Origin of the sequence: Lysobacter sp. M2-1, from assembly GCF_022662495.1 — a bacterium.
In the GTDB taxonomy this organism is placed as follows: domain Bacteria; phylum Pseudomonadota; class Gammaproteobacteria; order Xanthomonadales; family Xanthomonadaceae; genus JAKPBU01.
Map to the genome: position 1 here is coordinate 49,006 of NZ_JAKPBU010000006.1, position 21,684 is coordinate 70,689.

Here is a 21,684-nt window from a genome sequence, read left to right on the forward strand (position 1 = left end):
ATGTTCCTTGCCATGATCGGCTACCTGGCGCTCGTGCTGATCCGCCCGCAGGACTATCCGGCGCTGGTCGACAGCATCGGCGTGCCGCTGTTGCCGATCGCCCTGATCGTGGCGGCGCTGTTCTGGCTGCTGTCCGGACGCAAGCGCTTCGATGCGCCGCAGTACCTGCTGCTGCTGCTGTTCTTCATCGTGCTGATGCTGTCGAACGTCGCCAATGGATGGTTCGGCGGCGCTCTGGACCAGATGAGCAAGTTCGCGCCAACGGTGCTTGCGTTCGTGGTCCTGGCCAACGCAGCGGATTCGCCCCGCAGGGTCCGGATCATCATGGGGATGTTCACCGTGTGCGCGACGGTACTGGCGCTGCATGGCATCGAACAGTCCCAGCTGGGCGTCGGCTGGACGGGCATCGGCATGTCCCAGGAGACCCGCATCCAGTACGTGGGCATCTTCAACGATCCGAACGATCTGGGCCTGCTGTTCGTGATGTGCCTGCCGATGGCGGTCTACCTGGCCATGCGCGGGGGGCTGTTCGGATTCGCCAGGCTGTTCTGGCTGGCGGCGGGCGGAATCCTGCTTTACGGGATCTATCTGACCGATTCGCGCGGCACGCTGCTGGCGACGCTGGTTGTGCTGGGGATCTACGTCTGGTGGCGGCGCGGACTGATCACGGCGGGCGTGCTCGGCGCGATCGCGCTGGCGGGTCTGATGGCACTGCCGTCCTCGCGCATGCAGGAGCTGGACGTTTCGGAAGCTTCCGCGGCCGGGCGGGTCGATTCCTGGTACGAAGGCATGCAGATGTTCCGCCAGAATCCGGTGCTGGGCGTGGGCGCGGACATGTATACCGATATCAATCCGCTCACTGCGCACAATTCCTTCGTGCTTGTGCTCGCCGAAACCGGCATCATCGGTTTTGCGCTCTGGATCGCGTTCATTGGATATTGCTTCCGGATGATGCTGGTCGCGATCCGTGAACCGCCCGAGGAGCTGCTGGCTGGCGCCGACCTGGAATCTGCGGAGGAGAACGCGGACCCCGGCGCGATGGCGGGCCCGGATCCGGCCGTGGTCGAAGCGTGGTACGCGGACCGAGACACCGCGTTGACGCTGCTGCTGTCCCTGTGTGGCTTCTTTACCGCGGCGTTCTTTCTCAGCCGCAGTTATCTGGTGATCCTGTACCTGCTGGCCGCGCTGGTGGTTGCGCATTACACGGGCATGCGCCAGCGCAATCCGGGTTTGCCCGCGTTCAACCTGCAGCACGACCTGATCCGCTGGCCGATCTGGGCGGTGGGCGGCGCGGTCGGTCTGTACATCATGGTCAAGGTCCTGCTGGCGATGGCCCTGTGAGTACTCGCGCCCACACTTTGCGCAACGCGATGTTTTCGTCGATCGGCCTGTACACCGAGTTCGCGCTCGGCATGCTGACCTCGATCGTGATCGCGCGCCATCTGGGGCCGCACCTGTTCGGTGCCTACAGCGGCGTCATCTGGTTGATGGCGATGGGCACCGCGATCTCCAACGCCGGCACCGCCAGCGCGGCGATCAAGTTCATCGCCGAGCAGCGCGGGGCCGGGCGGGACGACCAGATCGCACCGCTCCTGGCCTACCTGCGAGGGGCCCAGCGCAAGTTCCTGCTGGTGGTGCTCGTCGCCTCCGCGTTGCTGCTGGTGTTTGCAGGGCACGAGGTCGCGCCAAGCCTGGATACATGGATGGTGCTCGGCTTCCTGGTGGCTACCATTCCACTGCGCGCCGGCTACATGTTCAATGTCGGCACAGCGAAGGGCTTCGAGAACTTCCGCGCCAACGCCATGGTCGCGCTGGTCGCGGCGCCGACCAACCTGGCGCTGGTACTGCTGGTGTCGTGGCTGGACCTGTCCGTGTACTGGCAGCTGGGCGTGTTCTTCGTCTCGAGCATCGTTTTCTACGCGTTTTCACGTCGGCAGCTGGCTCCACTGCTCCCGACGGCGGTGCCGGGCGCCGCCATGTCGCCGGAGCTCGCCAAGCGCGTGCGTCACCATATGCTTTATAGCGCGCTGACCGTGGCGGTGGGCTTCATCGTCGGCAGCGAGGCGGAGGTGCTGTTCCTCAATCTGTACGACGACGAGCATGGCGCCGGACAGTTCAAGGTGGCGTACCAGCTGGCGTACGGCGCAGCGACCCTGGTGCCCGGCGTGTTCGGGGCGCTGCTGCTGCCGATGATGGCCAATGCCCTGACCCAGGGCAGGGAGGCGGCCGGGCGCAAGTTCGTGGCGTCCACCACCTACCTGGCGCTGCTGGCGATTCCGCTGCTGGCGTTCGGCGTCGTGTTCTCGACCACCCTGGTGCAGGTGCTGTACGGGCACGAGTATCTGGAAGCAGGCCCGGCGCTCGCGCTGTGTCTGGTGGGAACCGTCATGACCGCGATGACCCATGGGGCGTCCAGCCTGCTGATCAGCGCCGATCGCCAGCGCACCGTGCTGCTCGTGGTGATCGGTTGCGGCGTGCTGAAGCTGGGTCTGGACTGGAGCCTGATCCATCTCGCAGGACTGCGCGGCGCAGTGGCGGCGTTCGTGCTGGTGTGCGCGGTACAGTCGATCGCAATCGGCGTCCTTGCGATCCGCAGCAGCGGCAGATCCCCCGAATGGATCCGGCTGTCGCGCATCGTGCTGGCCGCTTCGCTTGCCGCGGCGGTGGTGTTTCCCCTGCAGTGGCAGCTGGTCCCGATCGCGCGCCTGGCAGTCGGCGGGGTTCTGCTCGGCCTGGCCTACATCGCCTTTACCCTGCTGCTGGGATGCTGGAGCCGGGGCGACATCGAGCACCTGCAACAGATCCACCAGCGCTGGTCCGCCGGCCGGCCGCGCGTGGGGGCGAGGCTCCTGGCCTGGGCGCATCATCGCGCCAGCAGCGAGGTGCTGCCGTGAGCGGCGCCTACGAACTCGCGTTCCGGCACCTGCTGTTTCCGGCGTACGAAAGCGGGCTGAGACGACGGCGGACACTGACCTATCTGCGCGAGTACGAACGCAACCAGTGGCTCGCGCCCGAACAGCTCGAAGCGCTGCAATGGAGCAAGCTGCAGCAGCTGATCGAGTACTGCTGGCACCACGTGCCGTATTACCAGGCCAAGTGGCGACCGCTCGGCGTCGCGGGACCGCAGGATGTGCGCACCCGGGCCGACTACGCGCGGTTGCCGCCGCTGACCAAACCGGAGATCCGGGCGCATTTCGACCAGCTGATCGCTCCTGCCCATCGCGAGCGCATGCTGTACAAAACCACCGGCGGCTCCACCGGCGAGCCGCTGCGCTTCGGCTACACGCGCGAAAGCTACGAACGTCGGGTGGCGGTGATGCACCGCGGCTACGGCTGGGCCGGCGCCAGGATGGGTCAGCGGACGCTCTACCTGTGGGGTTTGCCGGAACGTCCGACCCGCAAGGATCGGCTGTATCACCTGGCCTACAACCGCCGCATGCTCAACGCGTTCGACATGAACGAGCAGACGATGGGGCCGTACGCCGACACGTTCGCGCGCTTCCGGCCGCAGACCGTGGTGGGCTACGTCGCCCCGCTGGTGCGCATGGCCGAGTGGCTGCTGGAACACGGACGCCAGTTGCCAGCGCCGGAGCGCGTGCTGACCGCGGCCGAAGCACTGCATGCGCCCCAGCGCCAGCTGATCGAGCGCGTGTTCGGATGCCCGGTCTTCGACACTTACGGCTGCCGGGAATTCATGCTGATCGCCGCCGAGTGCGAGCACCAAGGCCTGCACACGACCTCCGATCACCTGCTGGTCGAACTGGGCGCCAGCGTCGATGGCAGCGACGACGGGCCGCACGAGCTGATCGTGACCGACCTGCACAACTGCGGCATGCCGCTGTTGCGATACCTCAACGGCGATCTCGCGCGAACAGGGCAGGGCCGCTGCGCCTGCGGGCGCGGCCTGCCGCTGTTGGGCGGCATAGAAGGGCGCAAGCTGGATGCGCTGCGCAGTGCCGATGGCCGGTTCGTTCCGGGCGAGCACGTGGTGTACGCATTCCTCGGAGCGAAGGGGGTGCGCCGCTACCAGGCGGTGCAGCGCACGCTCGATCGGGTCGAGGTGAGCATCGTGCGCGACGACGACTTCGACGCGGATTCGGTGGAACACGCGCGCGACGTGCTGCAAAAGGCGCTCGGCCCGGCCACGACGCTGGCCTTCGCCTACACCGACGAGATACCGCTGACCGCAACCGGCAAGCATCGGGTCACCGTCAGCGAACTGGACTCGTCCTTCGCATGAAGATTCACCATGTCGTCGAGACGCTCGGACGCGGCGGGCTGGAGCGCGTCGTCGTCGATCTCGCAATGACGCAGCACCAGGCGGGGCATGCCGTCCGCGTCGCCTGCCTGTTCGAATGCGGCCTGCTCGCCGCTGAGCTCGAATCGAAGGGAATCCCGGTGCAAGCCTGCGGCAAGCGTAGCGGACGCACCATGGCCGCGCTCTCGGACCTGCGCAGGCAACTGCGCGCAGGCGCTCCCGAGGTATTGCACACCCATAATGCGGCCGCGCACTACCACGCCATGGCGGCCGCGATCGGCCTGCCGCTGAAACGCATCGTCAATACCCGCCACGGCATGGGGATGGCGGATCCGCGCAGCCGGCGCGAGTGGTTCTACCGTCGCTCGCTCGGCCGGACCGATGCGGTCGTCGCCGTCTGCGAAGCTGCGCGCCGCGGTTTCCTGGCCCAGGGCGTGCGTCCGCGCGGGGAACTGCTGGTGGTTCCCAACGGCATCCGCGTGGGCAGCTTCGCTGCGGCGTCCGACGCGCGGCGTCACGCGCTTGCGGAAGAGCTCCGCATCGCTCCCGGCACCCGGATCGTGGGCACGGTGGGCCGGCTCACTCCGGTCAAGGACCAGGCGATGTTGCTGCAGGCCTTTGCGCGCACGGTTCGCGAGGTGCCCGACGTAGTGCTGGCGATCGTGGGCGATGGGCCGTTGCGGGCCGATCTTGTGGCTCTGGCCAGCTCATTGGGGATCCCGGAGCGTGTGCGGTTTCTGGGCGACCGGAGCGATGTGGCGGATCTGCTGTCCGGGCTCGATGTGTTCGCGTTGTCCTCGTGGAGCGAGGGGTACTCGATCGCATTGCTCGAGGCCTGCGCGGCTGGAGTGCCGATCGTGGCCACCGATGCCGGCGGCAACGGCGAGATCGTGCGCGACGGCAAGAACGGGCGCCTGGTGCCCGTGCGCGATGCTGGTGCGTTTTCCGCAGCGCTGGTCGAACTGCTGCGCGACACGCGCGCATCGGCAGCGATGGGACGACACGCACGGGCCTGGGTCGAAGCGGAGGGCTCGCTGAAGGTCATGGCGGCACGCTACGGCCGTGTGTACGGCGCGGCGGCCTGATCTGGCGGCGTTTCGCGTTCTCATCGGCATGGCGACGCATCCTGCGGCACACCTAGAATCAGGTCACCGACCGCCAGGCGAAGCGCTCGGAGGCGCCAACCCGCGTCCGCGCAAACTGCGCGTGTTGCGCTGGCTGCCGGAACGATGGGTCCTGACCACAGGCCCGGCGAACCGACAGGTGCTGTACCTGACCTTCGACGACGGCCCGCACCCCGAACATACGCCCAGGCTCCTCGACCTCCTCGCGGAGCACGATGCGCGCGCGACCTTCTTCCTGATCGGTGAGCATGCCGAACGCCATCCGGATATCGCCAGCCGCCTTGTGCGGGAAGGACACGGGCTCGGCAACCATTCCTGGAGCCATCCGCATTTCGACCGGATCACGCAGGCGCGGCAGCTGGAAGAAATCGATCGCACCGACCGCCTGCTGCAGTCCCTCGATGGCCGCGACTGCCACGACTTCCGCCCGCCACGCGGCGCGACGCCTATAGGGCTGATGATCGACTGCCTGCGGCGCGGGCGCCGGGTCGCCTACTGGTCCTACGACAGCCTGGACTATACCCAGCGTGCTCCGGCCGATCTCATCGCCGGCGTGCGCTCCCGGCCGGTACAGGCGGGCGAGGTGGTTCTGATGCACGACGACAGCGCGCATTCGCTTGAGCTGCTGCGGGTGATGATCCCGGAGTGGAAAGCCGCCGGATACGGCTTCGAGCCACTGCCGGTCCGGCGCGGACGTGACGACCGGGCCGGCGGCGCCTCACCGGACGCATCGGCCAGACGGGGCAGGGCGTGAGCGTCGCCGGCTGGCTGTTGGGCGGCCTGTTGCTGCTCGTCGTCGCAGGGGTGACTGCGGTCTGGGCACTGCTGCGCTCGCGCAACATGCATATCTGGATCTTCGACTACCTGCGCCGGCGCAGCCCGGAGAAGGTCGCTGGACCGGTGCATGTGATGTTCTGCTTCGTCGACCATTTCGAGCCGATGTGGAAAGGCGCAGATCTTGCGACGCAGCGCGCCCGGGTCGACCGCTGGTGCCACGACTACCGGGCACTCGCCGCCCGGCACAGCGATGCGGACGGCCGGCCTCCCCAGCACACCTTCTTCTATCCGGAAGAGGAATACGCGGAAGAGCATCTCGACAAACTCGCCGCGCTTTGCGCCGGTGGCTATGGCGAAATCGAAGTGCACCTGCACCACGACAACGACACCGAGGCCAACTTCAGGCAATCGATCACGCGCTTTTGCCGGATCCTGCACGAGCGCCACGGCGCCCTGTCCCGCGCCGCGGGCGACGACCGGCTGCGCTTCGGGTTCATCCATGGCAACTGGTGCCTGGACAACTCGCGTGCCGATGGCCGCTGGTGCGGCATCGACAATGAACTCGTGCTGCTGCGGGAACTCGGTTGCTATGCCGATTTCACCCTCCCATCGGCTCCCAGCGAAACCCAGACCAGCACCATCAATTCAATCTACTACGCCACGGACGACCCTCATGCACCCAAGTCGCACGATCGAGGCGTTCCAGTGCGGGTCGGAGGAGAAGCCAGCGGCGACCTCATGATCGTGCAGGGGCCGCTCGGTCTGAACTGGCGCGAGCGGCGCCGGGGCGTGCTCCCGCGCATCGAGAACGCGGATGTGCGCGCGGGCTGCCCGCCCACGCCCGCGCGGGTGGACGCCTGGGTCCGTACCGCGGTGCATGTGCAGGGGCGTCCGGACTGGATCTTCGTCAAGATCCACACCCACGGCACCCAGGAAGGCGACATGGATACGCTGCTGGGTAGCGCCACCGATGCGATGCACGCACACCTCGAACGCAACTACAACGACGGCGAACGTCATGTGCTGCACTACGTGACGGCGCGCGAGGTCTACAACATCATCAAGGCGGCCGAAGCGGGGGAGCAGGGCAACCCGGACGCCTATCGCGACTACGTCCTGCCGCGTCCGCGCTCCTCGTGGCAGCCACAGGATGTCGTGCTGCGGGAAGCCTCATGAGGCCTTCGCCCTCGAGCCCCGCACTGCCTGGGCAGACCAGCCAACCCGGTACGGCGGGGCGGGTCAGCGTCATCATGCCGGCCTATAACGCCGCCGCCACGATCGTCCGGTCCATGGCTTCTGTGCTGTCCCAATCGCACGGCGACCTCGAACTGGTCGTGGTCGACGACTGTTCGCGCGACGCGACCTGGTCGTTGATCGAGCAGGCGGCCCAGTGCGATCCGCGCGTGTTGCCGGTGCGTCAGCGCAGCAACCAGGGCGTTGCCGCGGCGCGCAATGCGGGCATCGAAGCGGCCAGCGGCGCCTTCATCTCGTTCCTCGACAGCGACGACACCTGGCACCCCTACAAGCTCGCCCGCCAGCTGAGACATCTGCAGTCCACCGGAGCGAAGATCAGCTACGCCGCCTACCGGCGCGTGGACGATTGCGGCCGCACCCTGTCGATCGTGCGGCCGCCGGCCAGGATCGGCTACGCGGACATGCTCAAGAGCAACCGCATCGGCAACCTGACCGGGATGTACGACCGCACCCTGGGTGACGCGCGTTTCGAGCGGATCGGACACGAAGACTATGTCTTCTGGCTGCGGATGGTGCGCAAGGCAGGCGAAGCCCTGCGGCTGCCCGACCCCTCGCCGGTCGCGGATTACCTGGTTCGCGACGGATCGCTGTCCGGCAACAAGCTCAGGGCCGCGCGCTGGCAGTGGCGGATCTACCGCGACGTCGAGCGTCTGGGCGCTGTCGCCTCAGGCTGGTACTTCGCGCACTACGCGGGCAACGCCATTCTCAAACGCCAGTAGGCGCCAGGCAGTTCAGATCTCGGTCAACTCGACCTGGTACACAGACGCGCTGCCGCCGACATCGACGCGCCAGCCGCGGTTGAAATCGCCATCGACCGTGGTCCAGTTCACCAGCCGGATCTGCGGGTTGGCCGGCTGCAGTACGCGGATGCGCAGCCCACCGGCGCGCACCGTCCTGGCGTCGACGATCGTGGGCTGCACCGGCACGTTCACCTGGAAGTATGCGGTCGTGCCGCTTCCGAGCGCGAAGTTGTCGAGCACGGTGAGCTTGCGCCCCGCGAAGTCCACACGCCGCCGCCAACTGACCAAGGCCGGATTCCCGCGATACGCCGGCGTCAGGTTGGCGGTGATGGTCAACGCGCCATTGGCGCCGGGCGTGACGGTCGCGGTCGATGTCGTCGGCTCGCACTGGTGCACGATGCGATCGCCGGAAGGCGCGGCGCACTGTGAGGCGCCGGGATTGCTGCGCTCGAACCGCAGCACGTTATGCGTTTCCGTGCCCTGCTGGATGCCGCTATGGCTCCAGATGTTCTCGGTCACCGCCAGCCAGTCCCCGCGCGAGAACAGGGTGAAGCCTCCCTGCTCCTGGTGGGCATGGCTTTCGTTGTAGGGGCCGGCGACGAAGGACATCCACATCGCATTGGTATCCCAGCCGCTGCGGGCGAACACGTGCCCGGTGCCCTGGGCCGCGTAGTACCGCGCGGTCGGCGGCGCACCGCCGCTGCCAGCCGGCAACAGCAGGTCGTAACGCAGATTGGCGCCCTGGCCCATCTGCGGCACCGAAATGCTGCGGAGCCACCAGCTGGCGATCGAACGGGCCTCCGCATCCATGGTGAGATAACGCGCAGCGAGCACCAGGTGCCGGTGATAGTCGTAGAGTTCCGGCACCGAGTTGCGCGATTGGTCGCCGAGCGGGGCGAACCTGTCCATGCTCGGAACCGTGGCGTGAACCCAGTAATCGATGGTCTTGCGCGCATGCGTATTCGAGGACGAGGCATCCTGCCCCGTGGACTTGCGCCACAGGCCATAGATGTCGAACAGCCGCTTCTGCGCGGTGCCGTATCCGGTGCCTTCCAGACTGCCTCCGCCGGGGATCTTGGCGTAATAGGCCTGCATCGCGGGGAGCTTGTTCCTGGACAGCAAGTCGAACCAAGACGCGCTGCCCGAGGCCAGGGCCCATGACATCGTCGCTTCGATGAAGCTGTAGTGATAGTTGTTGCCCGGGTTGTCGATCGACCAACCGCTCCAGGGAGACGAGCGTCCGCCCCAGACGGCACGGTCGGGATTCCAGACGTTCCACACCGCCTGTTCCGCGTAACTGGCCCAGCGCTGGCGCTGTGCGGACGTCATGTGGGCGCTGCAGGTCTGATACACGGTCGACAGGTCCGCGATCATCGGACCGACCTCGAGGTAGGAATCCCCCGCCACATCGGGCACGCCGCCGCCACCGATATCGGCTTCCGCTGCCGCCACCTGGGCTTCGACCAGATTCACGCCGAGCGTGCAGTAACGCACCTCGCGGGTGAGCAGGAACATGATGGCCGCGTCGGCCGCATGGAAGTCGTAGCCCGGGCTTCCGTTGACGGCGCTGTCGACCCAGGACTTGAAGCGCGTGTAAGCCGTCGACGACCGGTTGACGCCGGACAGGTCCAGGTTCAGCCGCACCAGGCTGCGGCGCGAGGAGGGCTCGGCGGAAATGCCCGCTTCATCGGAACGCGGCGTGACCTCTGGCGGGATCGCATCGGAGGGAGCGGATGCCGGTGTCGCGCGGCTACGGACCCAGGCCAAGGGGGTCAGGTAGCGCTGCGGACGCAGCCGGTCGGCCGTCGCACGCAATCCGCGTGCCAGAAGACGTGCATCGGCAAGAAGATAAGGGTTGGACGCCTTCGACAGCGCAGCGAACGCCTGAAGCGTCGCCACAGCGCGCACCCGATCGCCGTGCGGACGTCGCGCAGGCATGGCGTCGATCATCGCGGCCACCGGCTGGAGTGGCATCGTCCCCTGCGCGGAGTCGGTGCGCACCGGTGCGCCGATGGCCGATGCTGCGACCGGCCCCGGCTGGGCGCGCACGGCTTCTTCGGGATCCGACGGCGCGGCCGGCCGGACCGAAGTGGCCACCAGCCCGAGGGCCAATACGATCGCGATCGGGATGGCAGCGGCCAGCCGCGTTCGCAAACGCTTGATTCGGTGCGGGGAACTGGAAAAGGAAGGGGTCATCCACGGGCGCCTGCAGTCCAAGGGGCGTCCTGCCAGCGGTGGTCCGCGCCCCCTGCGTGTCCACGCCTCCAGGCGCAGCGACACGGCGCATCACGATCCAAAGATCTTGCCCGTCGGCTCGTCGTCTGAGTCGCCGCGGACCGCGCGCAGGATAACTTCAAACCCGCGCGACTGCCAACGGCGCAGGGTGGTTCGGGACTAGTCGACGGATGGTGATGGCGCCCGGATAGCGTTAACAGGCCCTAATCGGTTTCGCTCAGTTCGACCACGTATCCCGTCTGGCCGCCGGCGGCATCGACCCGCCAGCCCCTGCGGAATTCCTGGCCATCGACCGTGCTCCACTCGTGCGCGGTAAGCACCGCGCCGGCAGGCTCGAGCACGCGAATCCGAAGCTTGCCCGCGACGGCCTCGCTGCCCTGGATCCGGGGTTCGACCGGCACATTGACCTGGAAGAATGCCTTGGTATCCGGCCCGAGCAAAAAGCGGTCGGTGACCCGCAGCTTGCGCCCACCGAACTCGAAGCGCCTGCGCCACTCCTTGACCGCAGGATTCCCCGCGTAGGCACCGGTGAGGTCGGCATCGATCGCGAGACCGCCCCCCGACTGCTGCTCCACCGTCATGCGCGCGCGGCTGCCGGGCTGCTCGCACTGGTGCACGATGCGATCGTTCGCCGGGGCCATGCATTGGCCGCTGATCGGCGCGCTGCGTTCGAAGCGCAGCACGTTGTTGGTTTCGGTACCCTGCTGGATGCCGCTGTGGCTCCAGATGTTCTCGCTCACCGCAAGCCAGTCGCGCGCGAACAGGGTGAACCCGCCCTGTTCCTGGTGCGCATGGCTTTCGTTGTAGGGACCGGCGACCACCGCGAGCCACATGGCATCGCGATCCCAGCCGCTGCGGGCGAAGAGATGGCCAACGCCCTCCGCGTGATGGAACAGCGCGGTCGGCGGCTCATCGCCCTTGCCGGCAGGCAGCAGGTCGTAGAGGGAATTGAAGCCGCTCATTTCGCGCAGCGAGATGTTGTTGAGCCACCACGACGCCATCGCCTGGCGCGCGGGATCGCGGGTCAGTTGCCTCGCTTCCAGCACCAGCCTGCGGTGGTAGTCGTAGAGCTCGGGCACAGAGTTGCGCGACTGGTCGCCGATCGGCGCGAACCGGTCCAGCGTTGGCACCGTCGCATGCACCCAGTAGGCGATGCTGTCGCTGACATGGGGGTTGGCATTGGCCAGGTCCTGTCCCGTGGCATCGCGCCAGAGCCGGTACAGCGAGAACAGGCGCATGTGCGCCGCGCCGTAGCCGGTGCCTTCCAGGCTGCCGCCGCCGGACAGCTTCTTGTAATAGGCCTGCAGCGGCGGAAGCTTCTTGTCCCGGAGGAAGGCCATCCACTTGCTGCTGCCGCTGGCCAGCGCCCAGTACATGGTCGCTTCCACGAAGCTGTAGTAGTAATTGTTGCCGGGGTTGTCGACCGACCAGCCGGTCCAGGGATGCGGCTTGTCGCCCCATTTTGCGGATCCGTGGTTCCAGACGTTCCAGACCGCCTGCTCGGCGTAATCCGACCAGCGCTTGCGCTGGCTGGCATCGATCTGTTCCTTGCAGGTGTCCAGCGCCAGGGACAGGTCGGCGACGCGCGGGCCGACCTCCAGATAGGAGTCACCGGAGATCGGCGGCTTGCCGCCGCCCGCGATGGCGGCCTCGGCTTCGGAAACCTGCTGCTCGACCATCCGCACCGCGAGATCGCAGTACGCCTGCTTCTGGGTCAGCCGGTAAAGGATGGCCGCGTCGCCGGCGGCGAACGCGTATCCCGGATTGCCGCCCACCGCCGCGTCGACCCAGCGCTTGAATCTTCCGAATGCAGGCGATTTGCGGTCCACATAGTCCAGGTCGAGCGCGATGCCAGCCGCCACCGGCGCACTATCGGTCGCACCGGCGGGTTCGGGCTGGGTCTGGTCTGCCGCCGGCGCAGGCGGTTGCTCCTGGGGTGCGACGACGGTGGGCTGCGGAGGCTGGCTTGCGCCGCATCCGGAAGCAAGCAGGGCGGACAGGAGCAGGGCACAGGTCGGCATGGGCGTGCATTCCTTGGTCGCGGGGCGACACATGCGCGCCGCTTCAACGGTTCTGGTAGCGGAACGTCAGCAGGATGATGTTCTGCCTGGCATCCTCGCCGGCGACGGAAATGTCGCGTTCATGGCGCAGCACGCTCAACCGCGTGCTCAGATGTCGTGTCCAGTCGTAGCTGGCGTAGGCGCCGATCTCCCGGGTTTCGTCCTCGCGATCCGTGCGCAGGTAGGAGACGCGTCCGATCGCGCCGTACACGCCGGCATCAAGCCTGGGTCGCAGCTGCCAGCTCACGTCGCCGCGTGCGCCGTAGGTGTTCTGGTCGAACTCGTCGGTGTCGACGTAGCGCAGGCGGTTGTAGTAGGGCGCGAAGATCGCCGTCACCCGCGGGCTCGTGAACCGGTACTGCAGGTCCAGGCCGCGCTCCTCGTACGGCGATGCGTTCACCACGGCCTCGCCGATGGGGATGCTGCCGGGAACGACACTGGTCGGATCGATGCCGGCCAGCGCATCGCTCGCGGTATCGGAGAACTGGCTCGATGCCCGCAGGGTGATGTGATGGCGCTCGCCCGAATGCCAGGTGCCCTCGACCCGCAGCAGCGGCTCCGAGCGGCTGCCGCCGCCGTCGCGATACTCGATCCTGGAGATGCCGGCATCGATCGCGAACTCGGTCGACGCCATCCTGCGTGTGTAGCGTGCGAACAGGTCGTTGCGATCGTAGTCGCGGGCGACGAGGTCGCGCTCGAAGTCGACCCGCTGCATCTGCAGGTTGGCCGAGACGTCTGATGTCGGGCTGAGTTCCTTGATCGCACGCAGGGCCAGGTTGACCCGGCTCGAATTGAACTCGTCGGTGATCTCGGCATCGCTGTTGATGTAGCGCAGTTCCGCCGCGCCACGCAGGGTCTGCCCGAGGTCGAACAGCAGCGTGGGTCCGGCTGCGAACACGTTGACTTCCTGACGGTTCCCGGGCGTATCCGGAAGCAGGGTGTCCACCGGTTGTATGCTCAGATCGTCCTCGACGGTGAAGCTCAGCCGTTCGGGCACGATCACCCAGTTGAGCCGGCCGGTAAGCACTCCTTCGAAGGTGTCGTCGAACCGGTCGTCGCGGTAGTCCAGATATTCGCCGCGCCCTGTGAATTCGGCCTGCCAGGTCGAGGACTCCTGGGTCATCGTGAACCCGAAGCCGGGCCGCAGGATCGTGGTCTCGACCTCGTCGTCCGGCGTCAGCAGCAGGTTGTCGTTGCGTTCGATCCCGAAGTCGATGTTGTAGTCGACCCTGAAGGCCTGCGCCGTGCCCGGCAGGCATGCCAGAAGCGCGGAGGAAAGCAGCGTCGCACCGAGAAACCTGGTTGCCATGCGAATTCCCCGGCCCGCTACGGGCGTTCGTTGAACACGACGCCGGCGACCTTGCCGGCGGGGAATACCGCGACGGCCTTGTCGATGGCTTCGGGCGTGACCCGGCCGTAGCCGGCGACGATCACCACCATGTCGGCCAGGTCGGAGAGGATGCGCGCGTCGGGCGCGCCCTCTACCGGCGGCGCGTCCAGGATCAGATAGCGGTCGGGGTGACGCGACCGCAGCGAATCGATCATCGCGCGCATGCGGAACGAGCTGAAGGCCTCGCCGCTGGTTTCGCGCGTATGCCCCACGGGCACGACCTGCAGCCGTGGCAGCCCGGTCGGGTAGATCGCGCTGGCGAGGTCGCTTTCCGGATTTTCCAGATACTCCATCAGCCCGCCCCCGGACATATCGATGCGCAGGGCGGCGCTCTGGGCCGGATGCCGGGCGTCGCAATCGATCAGCAGGGCGGTCTTGGTTTCGTCGAAGGCGAAGGCCGCGGCCAGGTTGCGGGCCACGAAACTGCCGCCGCAGCCGTAGCGCACCGGCGCCACCAGGGTTACGAAGTTGCGATCGCCGCCCAGCGCCAGCAGTCGCGTCCGGAGCTCGCGGAACGCATCGGCCTGCTCGCGCATCGACTCGTCGCGGTGGATCAGGCGCCGATCCTCGAGCTGCCGCGGGGTCAATGCTTGGGAGCCCGCGCCGGCGACGATCGAACGTCCCGCGGGCGAGGTATCGGTCAGATCCGAGCCTGCGGGTGCAGGCGCCTCCGTTCCGCGCGCAGGCACGCCGAAGGCGTCAGGCGTTGAGTTGTCGATAGCCATATGCGAATCCAAACGCCAGCATGACGAAGAGGAAGATCGATGCGCTCAGGGCCATGCGCCCGAGTTCACGCCTGCGATCGCGTGCGGTGAGATAGCGCGGCACGACCGTCAGAACCGGCCATGCGGAATTGCGGCGCTCGAGCTGGCGCGCCGACCGGATCCGCGGATCGAAGCGCACCCGTACGAACAGCAGTGCCAGCGGAATCGCCATGGCGGCCAGCAGCCCGCCGCCCGCGAAGTGCGCCAGGCGCAAGCCGCTGGGGCGCAGCGGCATGCTCGCCGGATCCTGGATCCGCATCGTCAGGCCGCGCTTCTCCTGGTCGAGTTCCATCGAAACGCGGGCGTTCTCGCGCCGGCGCAGCAGATCCTGGTAGATGTCGCGGTTAACCTCGTAATCCCTGGTCAGCTCGGCCAGAGTGCTTTCGGAAGCGGCGATGCGCCGGCTGCGCCCGAGCTCCTGGTCGAGCAGTTCCTGCGAGGCGCCCATCCGCGAAGCAGTGGCCGCCGCTTCGCGCCTGACCTCGGACAGCTGGCTGCGCAGTTCCTGGTAGTGCGGGTTGAGCTGGGTATCGCCCAGTGGGCCGTCGTTTCCGGTCCGGTCGCGGCGCTCGGCATCCTGTTGCATCGCAGTCTGGATGTCGGCCATCTGGTGGCGGATCCGCACCACGTCCGGGTGTTGCTCGGTGAAGCTCAGCAGCAGGGTATCGAGCTGGCTTTGCAGCTCCAGCAGCTGGGTCCGGTACAGGCTCTCGCGGGTCTGCACCGCGGTAATGGCCGACTCGCCGGACATCTGCGAGCCGAGCGCGCTTTCGCGCGAGCGCTGCTCCATCAGTTCCATCCGCGCCTGTTCGACCTGGGTACGCAGGGCCGTGATGCGCGTGTTCACGTCGGTGGCGCTGCCCGGTTGCGCATCCGCGTTTTCCGAGCGATAGCGCTGCAGATTGTCTTCCGCATCGGTGAGCTTCTTGTGGTACGCGCTCACCTGCTTGCTGATGAATTCGTAGGCCTCGCGGCTCTCGCGCTCCTTGTTGGCCAGGCTTTCCTCGATGAACAGGTCGGCCAGGCGCTGGGTGACGCGGAAGGTGCGTTCGGGCTCGGAGTCGCTGTAGGTGATCTGGACGAGGTTCTCGCGCGGGGCCGTGATGCGCGTGTTGCCGCGGATGTCCTCGATCAGCTTGTCCTGCTCGATTGGATCTGGCTTCTGGTCCAGCCATCCTCCGGCTTCGAGGATGCCGTGCATGACCTTGCGCCCGTACACGACCTGGCGGGCGATGCCGGCCCGGTCCACCACTCCGGTCGCGACCGCCCGGCCTTCGAGCAGAGGCTGGATGATGCCGCTGTCCTGCGCCAGGATGGTCGTGGAAGCCGTGTACTTCTGCGGCAGGACGAACATGCCCACCAGCAGCACCGCAAGGGCGATGACGGCGAAGATGGTGACCAGGACCACCTGGTAACGTTTGGCTTCCTGCCACAGGATCGGTACCAGTTCGACCGGCGGAAGCGCGTTGTGAGCGTGCGCGGGCGTCGCGCCGCGCCGCGCGGGCAATGCGATCTGGCTCATCAGAACGCACGCTCCGGGATCGTGATCACGTCGCCCGGCGCGACTGCGTAGTTGGTCGCCAGGTCCCCGTGATTGAGGATGCGGTCCAGCCGGACCTGGTGCATCGTCGTGGATTCGCCTTCGCCGGCCTTGCGATACAGCTCGGAGCGGTCGGGTGCGGCGAATTCGGTCAGCCCGCCCGCGGCCAGCACCGCATCAAGCACCGTCATGCCGGGTCGGAAGGGCACCGATATGGGCTGTCGCACCGCGCCGGTTACGCGCACCCGCGAAAGATATTCGTGGCTGCGCAGGTCGGTCAGGATCACCGCGACCTGCGGCTCGCGCACGAACTGGCTGAGCTTCTCCTGAATGTCCTTGGCCACTTCGTCCGGAGTGCGGCCACCGGCGTCCACGTCGCCTACCAGGGGCACCGAAATCTTTCCGTCGGGACGGACCGGCACCGTGATGCCCAGTTCCGGGTTGCGCCAGACGGACACCTGGACGATGTCGTCGACGCCGATCTTGTAGGCCTCGACCGAGGTGACCGCGACTTCGGCAGGCGGCGGTGCGTTGGTGGTGCCGCCCGTCGCGCATCCTGCGAGCAATCCGATCGACAGGACCGCATGAGTACTCCAGATGAACCGCATGACTGACCCCATGGCGTCGTTGTTCTTCCAGAGAACGCGAAACGCAACGCCATGGGGACATGCGGCCGGTTTGCGGTGACGGCGCGGTGCAGATCACCAGTGGAACGGGAACGCGGCACGCGTTCGAAGGCACCGAGCGGCCGCCTTCAAGATGCACCGGCGCGAACCGTTGTTGCCGGGCAGTTCGCCCGTGCAGGAGTCAGGCGGCGCGACGCTGGCTGCCGTAATAGTCGCGGTACCACTCCACGAACCGCGCGACCCCGACTTCGACCGGCGTGGACGGCGAATAGCCGGTATCGCGCATCAGAGCGCTCACGTCGGCGCAGGTATCGGGCACGTCGCCCGGCTGCAGCGGCAACAGGTGCTTGTGCGCCTTGCGGCCCAGGCACTCTTCAAGGACCTCGATGTAGCGCAGCAGCTCGACCGGCTGGTGGTTGCCGATGTTGTACACCCGGAACGGCGCGCTGGAGGTGGCGGGGGAGGGCGCAAGTGCGTCGTAAGCAGGATCGGCTCCCGGCACCCGGTCCAGCGTGCGGATCACGCCTTCGACGATGTCGTCGATATAGGTGAAATCGCGGGTGTGGCGGCCGTGGTTGAACACGTCGATCGGCTCGCCCGCCAGGATCTTGCGGGTAAACAGGAACAGGGCCATGTCGGGCCGGCCCCATGGGCCGTAGACGGTGAAGAAGCGCAGTCCCGTTGTCGGCAAGCCGAACAGGTGGCTGTAGGTATGCGCCATCAGCTCGTTGGCCTTCTTCGTGGCCGCATACATGCTGACGGGGTGATCGACGCCGTCCTCCACCGCAAACGGCAGCTTGCGGTTGGCGCCGTAGACCGAGCTCGATGACGCGTAGACCAGGTGCTCGACGCCCCGGTGCCGGCAGGCTTCGAGCACGTTGAGGAAGCCGGTGATGTTGCTGTCCACGTACGCCTGCGGATTCTCCAGCGAATAGCGCACGCCGGCCTGGGCGGCCAGGTTGACGACCCGGTCGGGAGAGAAACCCGCGAACGCGGCGTCCAGCGCCGGCCTGTCCTCGAGCCCCGCCCGCACGAACCGGAAGCCGCGCTTCGGCAGCAGCTGGGCGAGGCGCGCTTCCTTCAGGGTGGGATCGTAGTAGGCGTTGACGTTGTCGTAGCCGAGGACCTCGTCGCCCCGCTCCAGCAGGCGCTGGCTGAGCCTGGATCCGATGAAGCCGGCGGCGCCGGTGACAAGTATGCGCATGTAGGCGGGAGGTTCGCTGGCCGGATCACGGCGATGCTGTGGACAACGCAAAGCGCCGGGGCGGCAGGACAGGCCGGCAATGGCCGCCGCCTGCGTTATGGCTAGGGAATCCCTGGCGGAGAGCGGAATCCCGATGCGTGTCCTGGTTTGCGGCGGCGCCGGCTACATAGGCAGTCATGCCTGCGTGGTGCTGGCGGAACGCGGCCATGAGGTCGTGATCGCCGACAGTTTCGTCAACAGCTCGCCCGTCGTGCTCGAGCGGCTGGCACGGCTGTGCGGGCGTCCGTTCGAGTCGCACCGCGTCGACTTGCGCGACCGCGCGCAGATCGGGGGCCTGCTGGCGTCCGGGCGTTTCGATTCGGTGGTCCATTTCGCCGCCCTCAAGGCGGTGGGCGAGTCGTGCGAACGGCCGCTGGACTACTTCGAGAACAACATCAACGGGACCATCAACCTGCTGCAGGCGATGTGCGCGGCCGGGGTCAAGCGGCTGGTCTTCAGCTCCTCGGCGACTGTCTACGGCTCGCCCGAGCGGGTCCCGGTACGGGAGGACGCGCGGCTGTCGGCGAGCAATCCCTACGGCAGGACCAAGCTGGTGATGGAACAGCTCATCGGCGACCTGTGCGCCGCGGACGAGAGTTTCAGCGCGATCAATCTGCGCTATTTCAATCCGGTCGGCGCCCACGGCTCGGGGAGCATCGGCGAGGATCCCAGCGGAATCCCTGCCAACCTCATGCCCTATATCTGCCAGGTCGCATCGGGCAGGCTGCCGAGGCTGCAGGTCTACGGTGGCGACTGGCCGACCAGCGATGGCACGGGCATCCGCGACTACATCCACGTCATGGACCTGGCGCGCGCGCACGTCGACGCGCTGGACTACCTGATGGATACCCGCCGCACCGACACCATCAACCTGGGGACCGGGCAGGGCGTCAGCGTGCTCCAGCTGGTCCGGGCGTTCGAGCAGGCCAGCGGTCGCGAAATACCGTACGAGATCAGCGACAGGCGCCAGGGCGACGTTGCCGAGGTGTATGCGGACCCATCCCTGGCGCAAAGGTTGCTGGGATGGGCGGCCGAGCACGACGTGCAAGCCATGTGCCGCGACGCGTGGCGCTGGCAATCGCTGAATCCGCTGGGATATCGCTAGGTCGGGATCGGGGCTGCGCTCAGTCCGCAGCGACTAGGAATGTGCGTCAACACGTTCCACTGCATCAGGCGACTTCCGCGAAAACACCTTCAGCAGCGCCAACCCGGCTAGCGGCAACGCCGCTGCCGCGGCCAGCCAGGTCGCGGTGACGGGCACGAAGCCGAACCAGTGAGCAGGCGCCGGCAGCAGGGCGATCGCGGCGATCGCCGCCAGCGCGGCTGCGGCAACGATCCGGAACGCGGCGTTGCGCGCGTGCAGGAGGCGGCCGGGCAAGGGCCGGGCGCGATGCAGCATCACCAGGCCGAGGTTGCCGCATACCAGCGATGCGAACGCGAGTGCCGCTGCTTCGGCATGCACCCTGCCAGCTGCGATCGTAACGAGGTATACCGCCGCCACCACGCCCAGCACCACCAGTCCGCGCACCAGGCTGGCGGCGAAAGTGCGCAGGTCGATCAGGCGCGCCGTGGCCAGGCGCGGTGGGCGGCGCATAAGGTCCGGCGCAGGGGGTTCCCGTTCGAGCACGATCGAACTGGCCGGGTCGATGATCATTTCCAGGAACACCACATGCAGTGGCAGCAGCACCAACGGAGTACCCAGCAGCAGCGGCAGCAGGGCGAGGCCGGTGATCGGCACGTGCACGGCGATGATGTAGCGCGCCGCGCGGCGGATGTTGGCGTAGATGGTGCGGCCCATCCGGATCGCACGCACCACCGACACGAAATCGTCGTCGAGCAGCACGATCGCCGCCGACTCGCGAGCCACGTCTGTGCCGCGTTTGCCCATCGCCACACCGACGTGCGCGGCCGCGAGCGCGGGAGCGTCGTTGACGCCATCGCCGGTCATCGCCACCACCTCGCCGTTGCGCTGCAGCGCCTGCACCAGGCGCAGCTTGTGTTCAGGGCGCACGCGCGCGAATACATCGGTGCGTGCCAGCAGGTCGCGCAGAGCGTCGTCGTGAAGGCGCTCGATCTCGCTGCCCAGGGCCACATCCGGGCGGTCCGAGATCCCGGCCGCGGCCGCGATCGCGCGTGCCGTTTCGATGTGGTCGCCGGTAAGCATCACCACCCGTACGCCGGCCGAACGCGCTTCGGCGACGGCGGCCGGCACCTCGTTGCGCAGCGGATCGGCCAGGCCGAGCAGCCCGTGCCATACGAACGGCGTGCCCTGCAATGTCTCGGGCGGGCGCACCGTTGTCGCATCGCCAGCGCCGATCCTGGCCTCGGCCACGGCCAGCACCCGAAGGCCTTCCGCGGCCATGGACGCGGCCGCGGCCAGCACGTCGCGGAGTTCCTCGGGCGGGAGCGCGCACAGCGAGGCCACGCTCTCCGGCGCTCCCTTGCATGCGAGCAACGCGCCGTCGCGATCGGGCATGCGCCAGGCGATCGCGTAGACCGGGAGCGACGGGGTCACCGGGTAACGTTTCAGGCATATCCCCGAAACGCGTGCTGCGAGCCGTGCGGTCGCCTGCGCATGAATGGCGCGGTCCATCGGGTCATGTCCGTCGGCATCGCTGGCCAGCGCAGCGCTGTGCAACAACGCCTGTGCTCCGGCGTCGAGTGCCTCGTTTCCCATGGCGATGGCGCGATCCGCCACCACCAGGCGCGCCAGCGTCATCCGGTTCTCGGTGAGCGTCCCGGTCTTGTCGGTGCAGAGCACGGTCACCGCACCCAGGGCCTCGATCGCCGGAGGGCGCCTCACCAGGACGCGGTGCCGCGCCATCCGCCATGCGCCCAGCGCCAGGAAGACGGTCAGTACGACCGGAAATTCCTCCGGGATCGTCGCCATCGCCAGCGTGATGCCGGCGAGCAGTGCGTCGAGCCAGCCGCCGCGCAGCGAGACATAGAGCGCGACCACCGCCAGGCACACGGCGAAGCTGATCGCCGCGAACCATGCCACCAAGCGGCGGATTTCACGCTGCAGCGGCGTCGGCTGATCGCGCAATGTGGCGATACTGGCGCCGATGCGGCCGATCTCCGTGCGCCCACCGGTCGCAGTCACCTCCGCGTTCGCCTGTCCGCGGACCACCAGGGTACCGGCATGGATCGCTGCGTCGCTGACCTCTCCATCGACCGAGTGTGCGACCGGCGCCGACTCGCCGGTCAACAGCGATTCGTCGACATGCAGGTCGCTGCTCTCCAGCAACCGGGCATCGGCCGGGACGCGATCGCCTTCGGCGACCCGCACCACGTCTCCGACCACCAGCGATGTCGCGGGCACCCGTTGCAAGGCGCCGTCGCGGCGCACGACCGCGCTCGGACTGGCGAGCTCACGCAACGCCTGCAGCGCACGCTCCGAGCGCCACTCCTGGTACAGCGTCAGCGCCACCACCATCAGCACCGACGCCGCCAGCATCATCGCATCGCGCAGTTCGCCGACGATCAGATAGATCGCCGACGCGGCAATCAGCAGTACCAGCATCGGTTCGCGCAGCACCCCGATCAACAGTTGGGGCCAGCGGCGACGGTCGCGCTGCGGCAGGGCATTGGGGCCGTCGCGCGACAGGCGCCGCGCCGCCTCCGCGGCCGATAGTCCTGTCGTGGCAGGGGGGTGCGGATCGATGCTCGCCAT

The 21,684-nt window shown here is 67.5% G+C and carries 16 protein-coding genes; 8 read left to right on the forward strand and 8 right to left on the reverse strand.

Annotated features, from left to right (window positions below):
* The 7 genes from MC375_RS12970 to MC375_RS13000 all read left to right on the forward strand — a co-directional run bounded on the left by MC375_RS12970 (position 1) and on the right by MC375_RS13000 (position 8,132).
* Entirely contained in the window at positions 1–1,341 is a 1,341-nt protein-coding gene (locus tag MC375_RS12970) for an O-antigen ligase family protein (protein ID WP_242103821.1), read from the forward strand.
* The gene (locus MC375_RS12975; RefSeq protein WP_242103822.1) at positions 1,338–2,894 is read left to right on the forward strand and encodes an oligosaccharide flippase family protein; all 1,557 of its coding nucleotides are present in this window, start codon (positions 1,338–1,340) and stop codon (positions 2,892–2,894) included. Before MC375_RS12970 ends, MC375_RS12975 begins: the two co-directional genes overlap by 4 nt.
* The gene (locus tag MC375_RS12980; RefSeq protein ID WP_242103823.1) at positions 2,891–4,240 is read left to right on the forward strand and encodes a phenylacetate--CoA ligase family protein; all 1,350 of its coding nucleotides are present in this window, start codon (positions 2,891–2,893) and stop codon (positions 4,238–4,240) included. The genes MC375_RS12975 and MC375_RS12980 overlap by 4 nt, the downstream gene beginning before the upstream one ends.
* Positions 4,237–5,343 (forward strand): glycosyltransferase, encoded by a 1,107-nt coding sequence (locus MC375_RS12985; RefSeq protein WP_242103824.1) that lies wholly within the window; start codon positions 4,237–4,239, stop codon positions 5,341–5,343. The genes MC375_RS12980 and MC375_RS12985 overlap by 4 nt, the downstream gene beginning before the upstream one ends.
* Positions 5,344–5,464: 121 nt before the next feature.
* Positions 5,465–6,136 (forward strand): polysaccharide deacetylase family protein, encoded by a 672-nt coding sequence (locus tag MC375_RS12990; protein ID WP_242103825.1) that lies wholly within the window; start codon positions 5,465–5,467, stop codon positions 6,134–6,136.
* On the forward strand, positions 6,133–7,335 hold the full coding sequence (locus MC375_RS12995; RefSeq protein WP_242103826.1) for a hypothetical protein: 1,203 nt from the start codon (positions 6,133–6,135) through the stop codon (positions 7,333–7,335). The genes MC375_RS12990 and MC375_RS12995 overlap by 4 nt, the downstream gene beginning before the upstream one ends.
* Positions 7,332–8,132 carry a glycosyltransferase family 2 protein gene (locus MC375_RS13000; protein ID WP_277929479.1) on the forward strand — a complete coding sequence of 267 codons (801 nt, stop codon included), beginning with the start codon at positions 7,332–7,334 and terminating at the stop codon, positions 8,130–8,132. Before MC375_RS12995 ends, MC375_RS13000 begins: the two co-directional genes overlap by 4 nt.
* Before the next feature lie 12 nt (positions 8,133–8,144).
* Here the strand turns inward: MC375_RS13000 and MC375_RS13005 are convergent, their stop codons facing one another.
* The 7 genes from MC375_RS13005 to MC375_RS13035 form a co-directional block, all read right to left on the reverse strand.
* Positions 8,145–10,349 (reverse strand): heparinase II/III family protein, encoded by a 2,205-nt coding sequence (locus MC375_RS13005; RefSeq protein ID WP_242103828.1) that lies wholly within the window; start codon positions 10,347–10,349, stop codon positions 8,145–8,147.
* Between the two features lie 242 nt (positions 10,350–10,591).
* Positions 10,592–12,409: a hypothetical protein gene (locus MC375_RS13010; protein WP_242103829.1), complete on the reverse strand. Its 1,818-nt coding sequence runs from the start codon at positions 12,407–12,409 to the stop codon at positions 10,592–10,594.
* 43 nt (positions 12,410–12,452) lie between these two features.
* Positions 12,453–13,757 carry a hypothetical protein gene (locus MC375_RS13015; RefSeq protein WP_242103830.1) on the reverse strand — a complete coding sequence of 435 codons (1,305 nt, stop codon included), beginning with the start codon at positions 13,755–13,757 and terminating at the stop codon, positions 12,453–12,455.
* A gap of 17 nt (positions 13,758–13,774) precedes the next feature.
* Complete coding sequence (locus MC375_RS13020) at positions 13,775–14,563, reverse strand: CpsD/CapB family tyrosine-protein kinase (RefSeq protein ID WP_242103831.1); 789 nt, start codon at positions 14,561–14,563, stop codon at positions 13,775–13,777.
* Positions 14,538–16,124: an XrtA system polysaccharide chain length determinant gene (locus MC375_RS13025; protein ID WP_242103832.1), complete on the reverse strand. Its 1,587-nt coding sequence runs from the start codon at positions 16,122–16,124 to the stop codon at positions 14,538–14,540. The genes MC375_RS13020 and MC375_RS13025 overlap by 26 nt, the downstream gene beginning before the upstream one ends.
* A complete protein-coding gene (locus MC375_RS13030; protein ID WP_242103833.1) occupies positions 16,124–16,750 on the reverse strand; it encodes an XrtA/PEP-CTERM system exopolysaccharide export protein in 627 nt (208 codons plus the stop codon). The genes MC375_RS13025 and MC375_RS13030 overlap by 1 nt, the downstream gene beginning before the upstream one ends.
* 199 nt (positions 16,751–16,949) lie before the next feature.
* A complete protein-coding gene (locus MC375_RS13035; protein WP_242103834.1) occupies positions 16,950–17,972 on the reverse strand; it encodes an NAD-dependent epimerase in 1,023 nt (340 codons plus the stop codon).
* Positions 17,973–18,105: 133 nt separating this feature from the next.
* On the opposite strand from MC375_RS13035, the gene galE reads away from it, so the two are divergent.
* Positions 18,106–19,116 carry a UDP-glucose 4-epimerase GalE gene (gene galE / locus MC375_RS13040; protein ID WP_242103835.1) on the forward strand — a complete coding sequence of 337 codons (1,011 nt, stop codon included), beginning with the start codon at positions 18,106–18,108 and terminating at the stop codon, positions 19,114–19,116.
* 33 nt (positions 19,117–19,149) lie between these two features.
* Here galE and MC375_RS13045 read toward each other — a convergent pair whose 3' ends face one another.
* On the reverse strand, positions 19,150–21,684 hold the full coding sequence (locus tag MC375_RS13045; RefSeq protein ID WP_242103836.1) for an HAD-IC family P-type ATPase: 2,535 nt from the start codon (positions 21,682–21,684) through the stop codon (positions 19,150–19,152).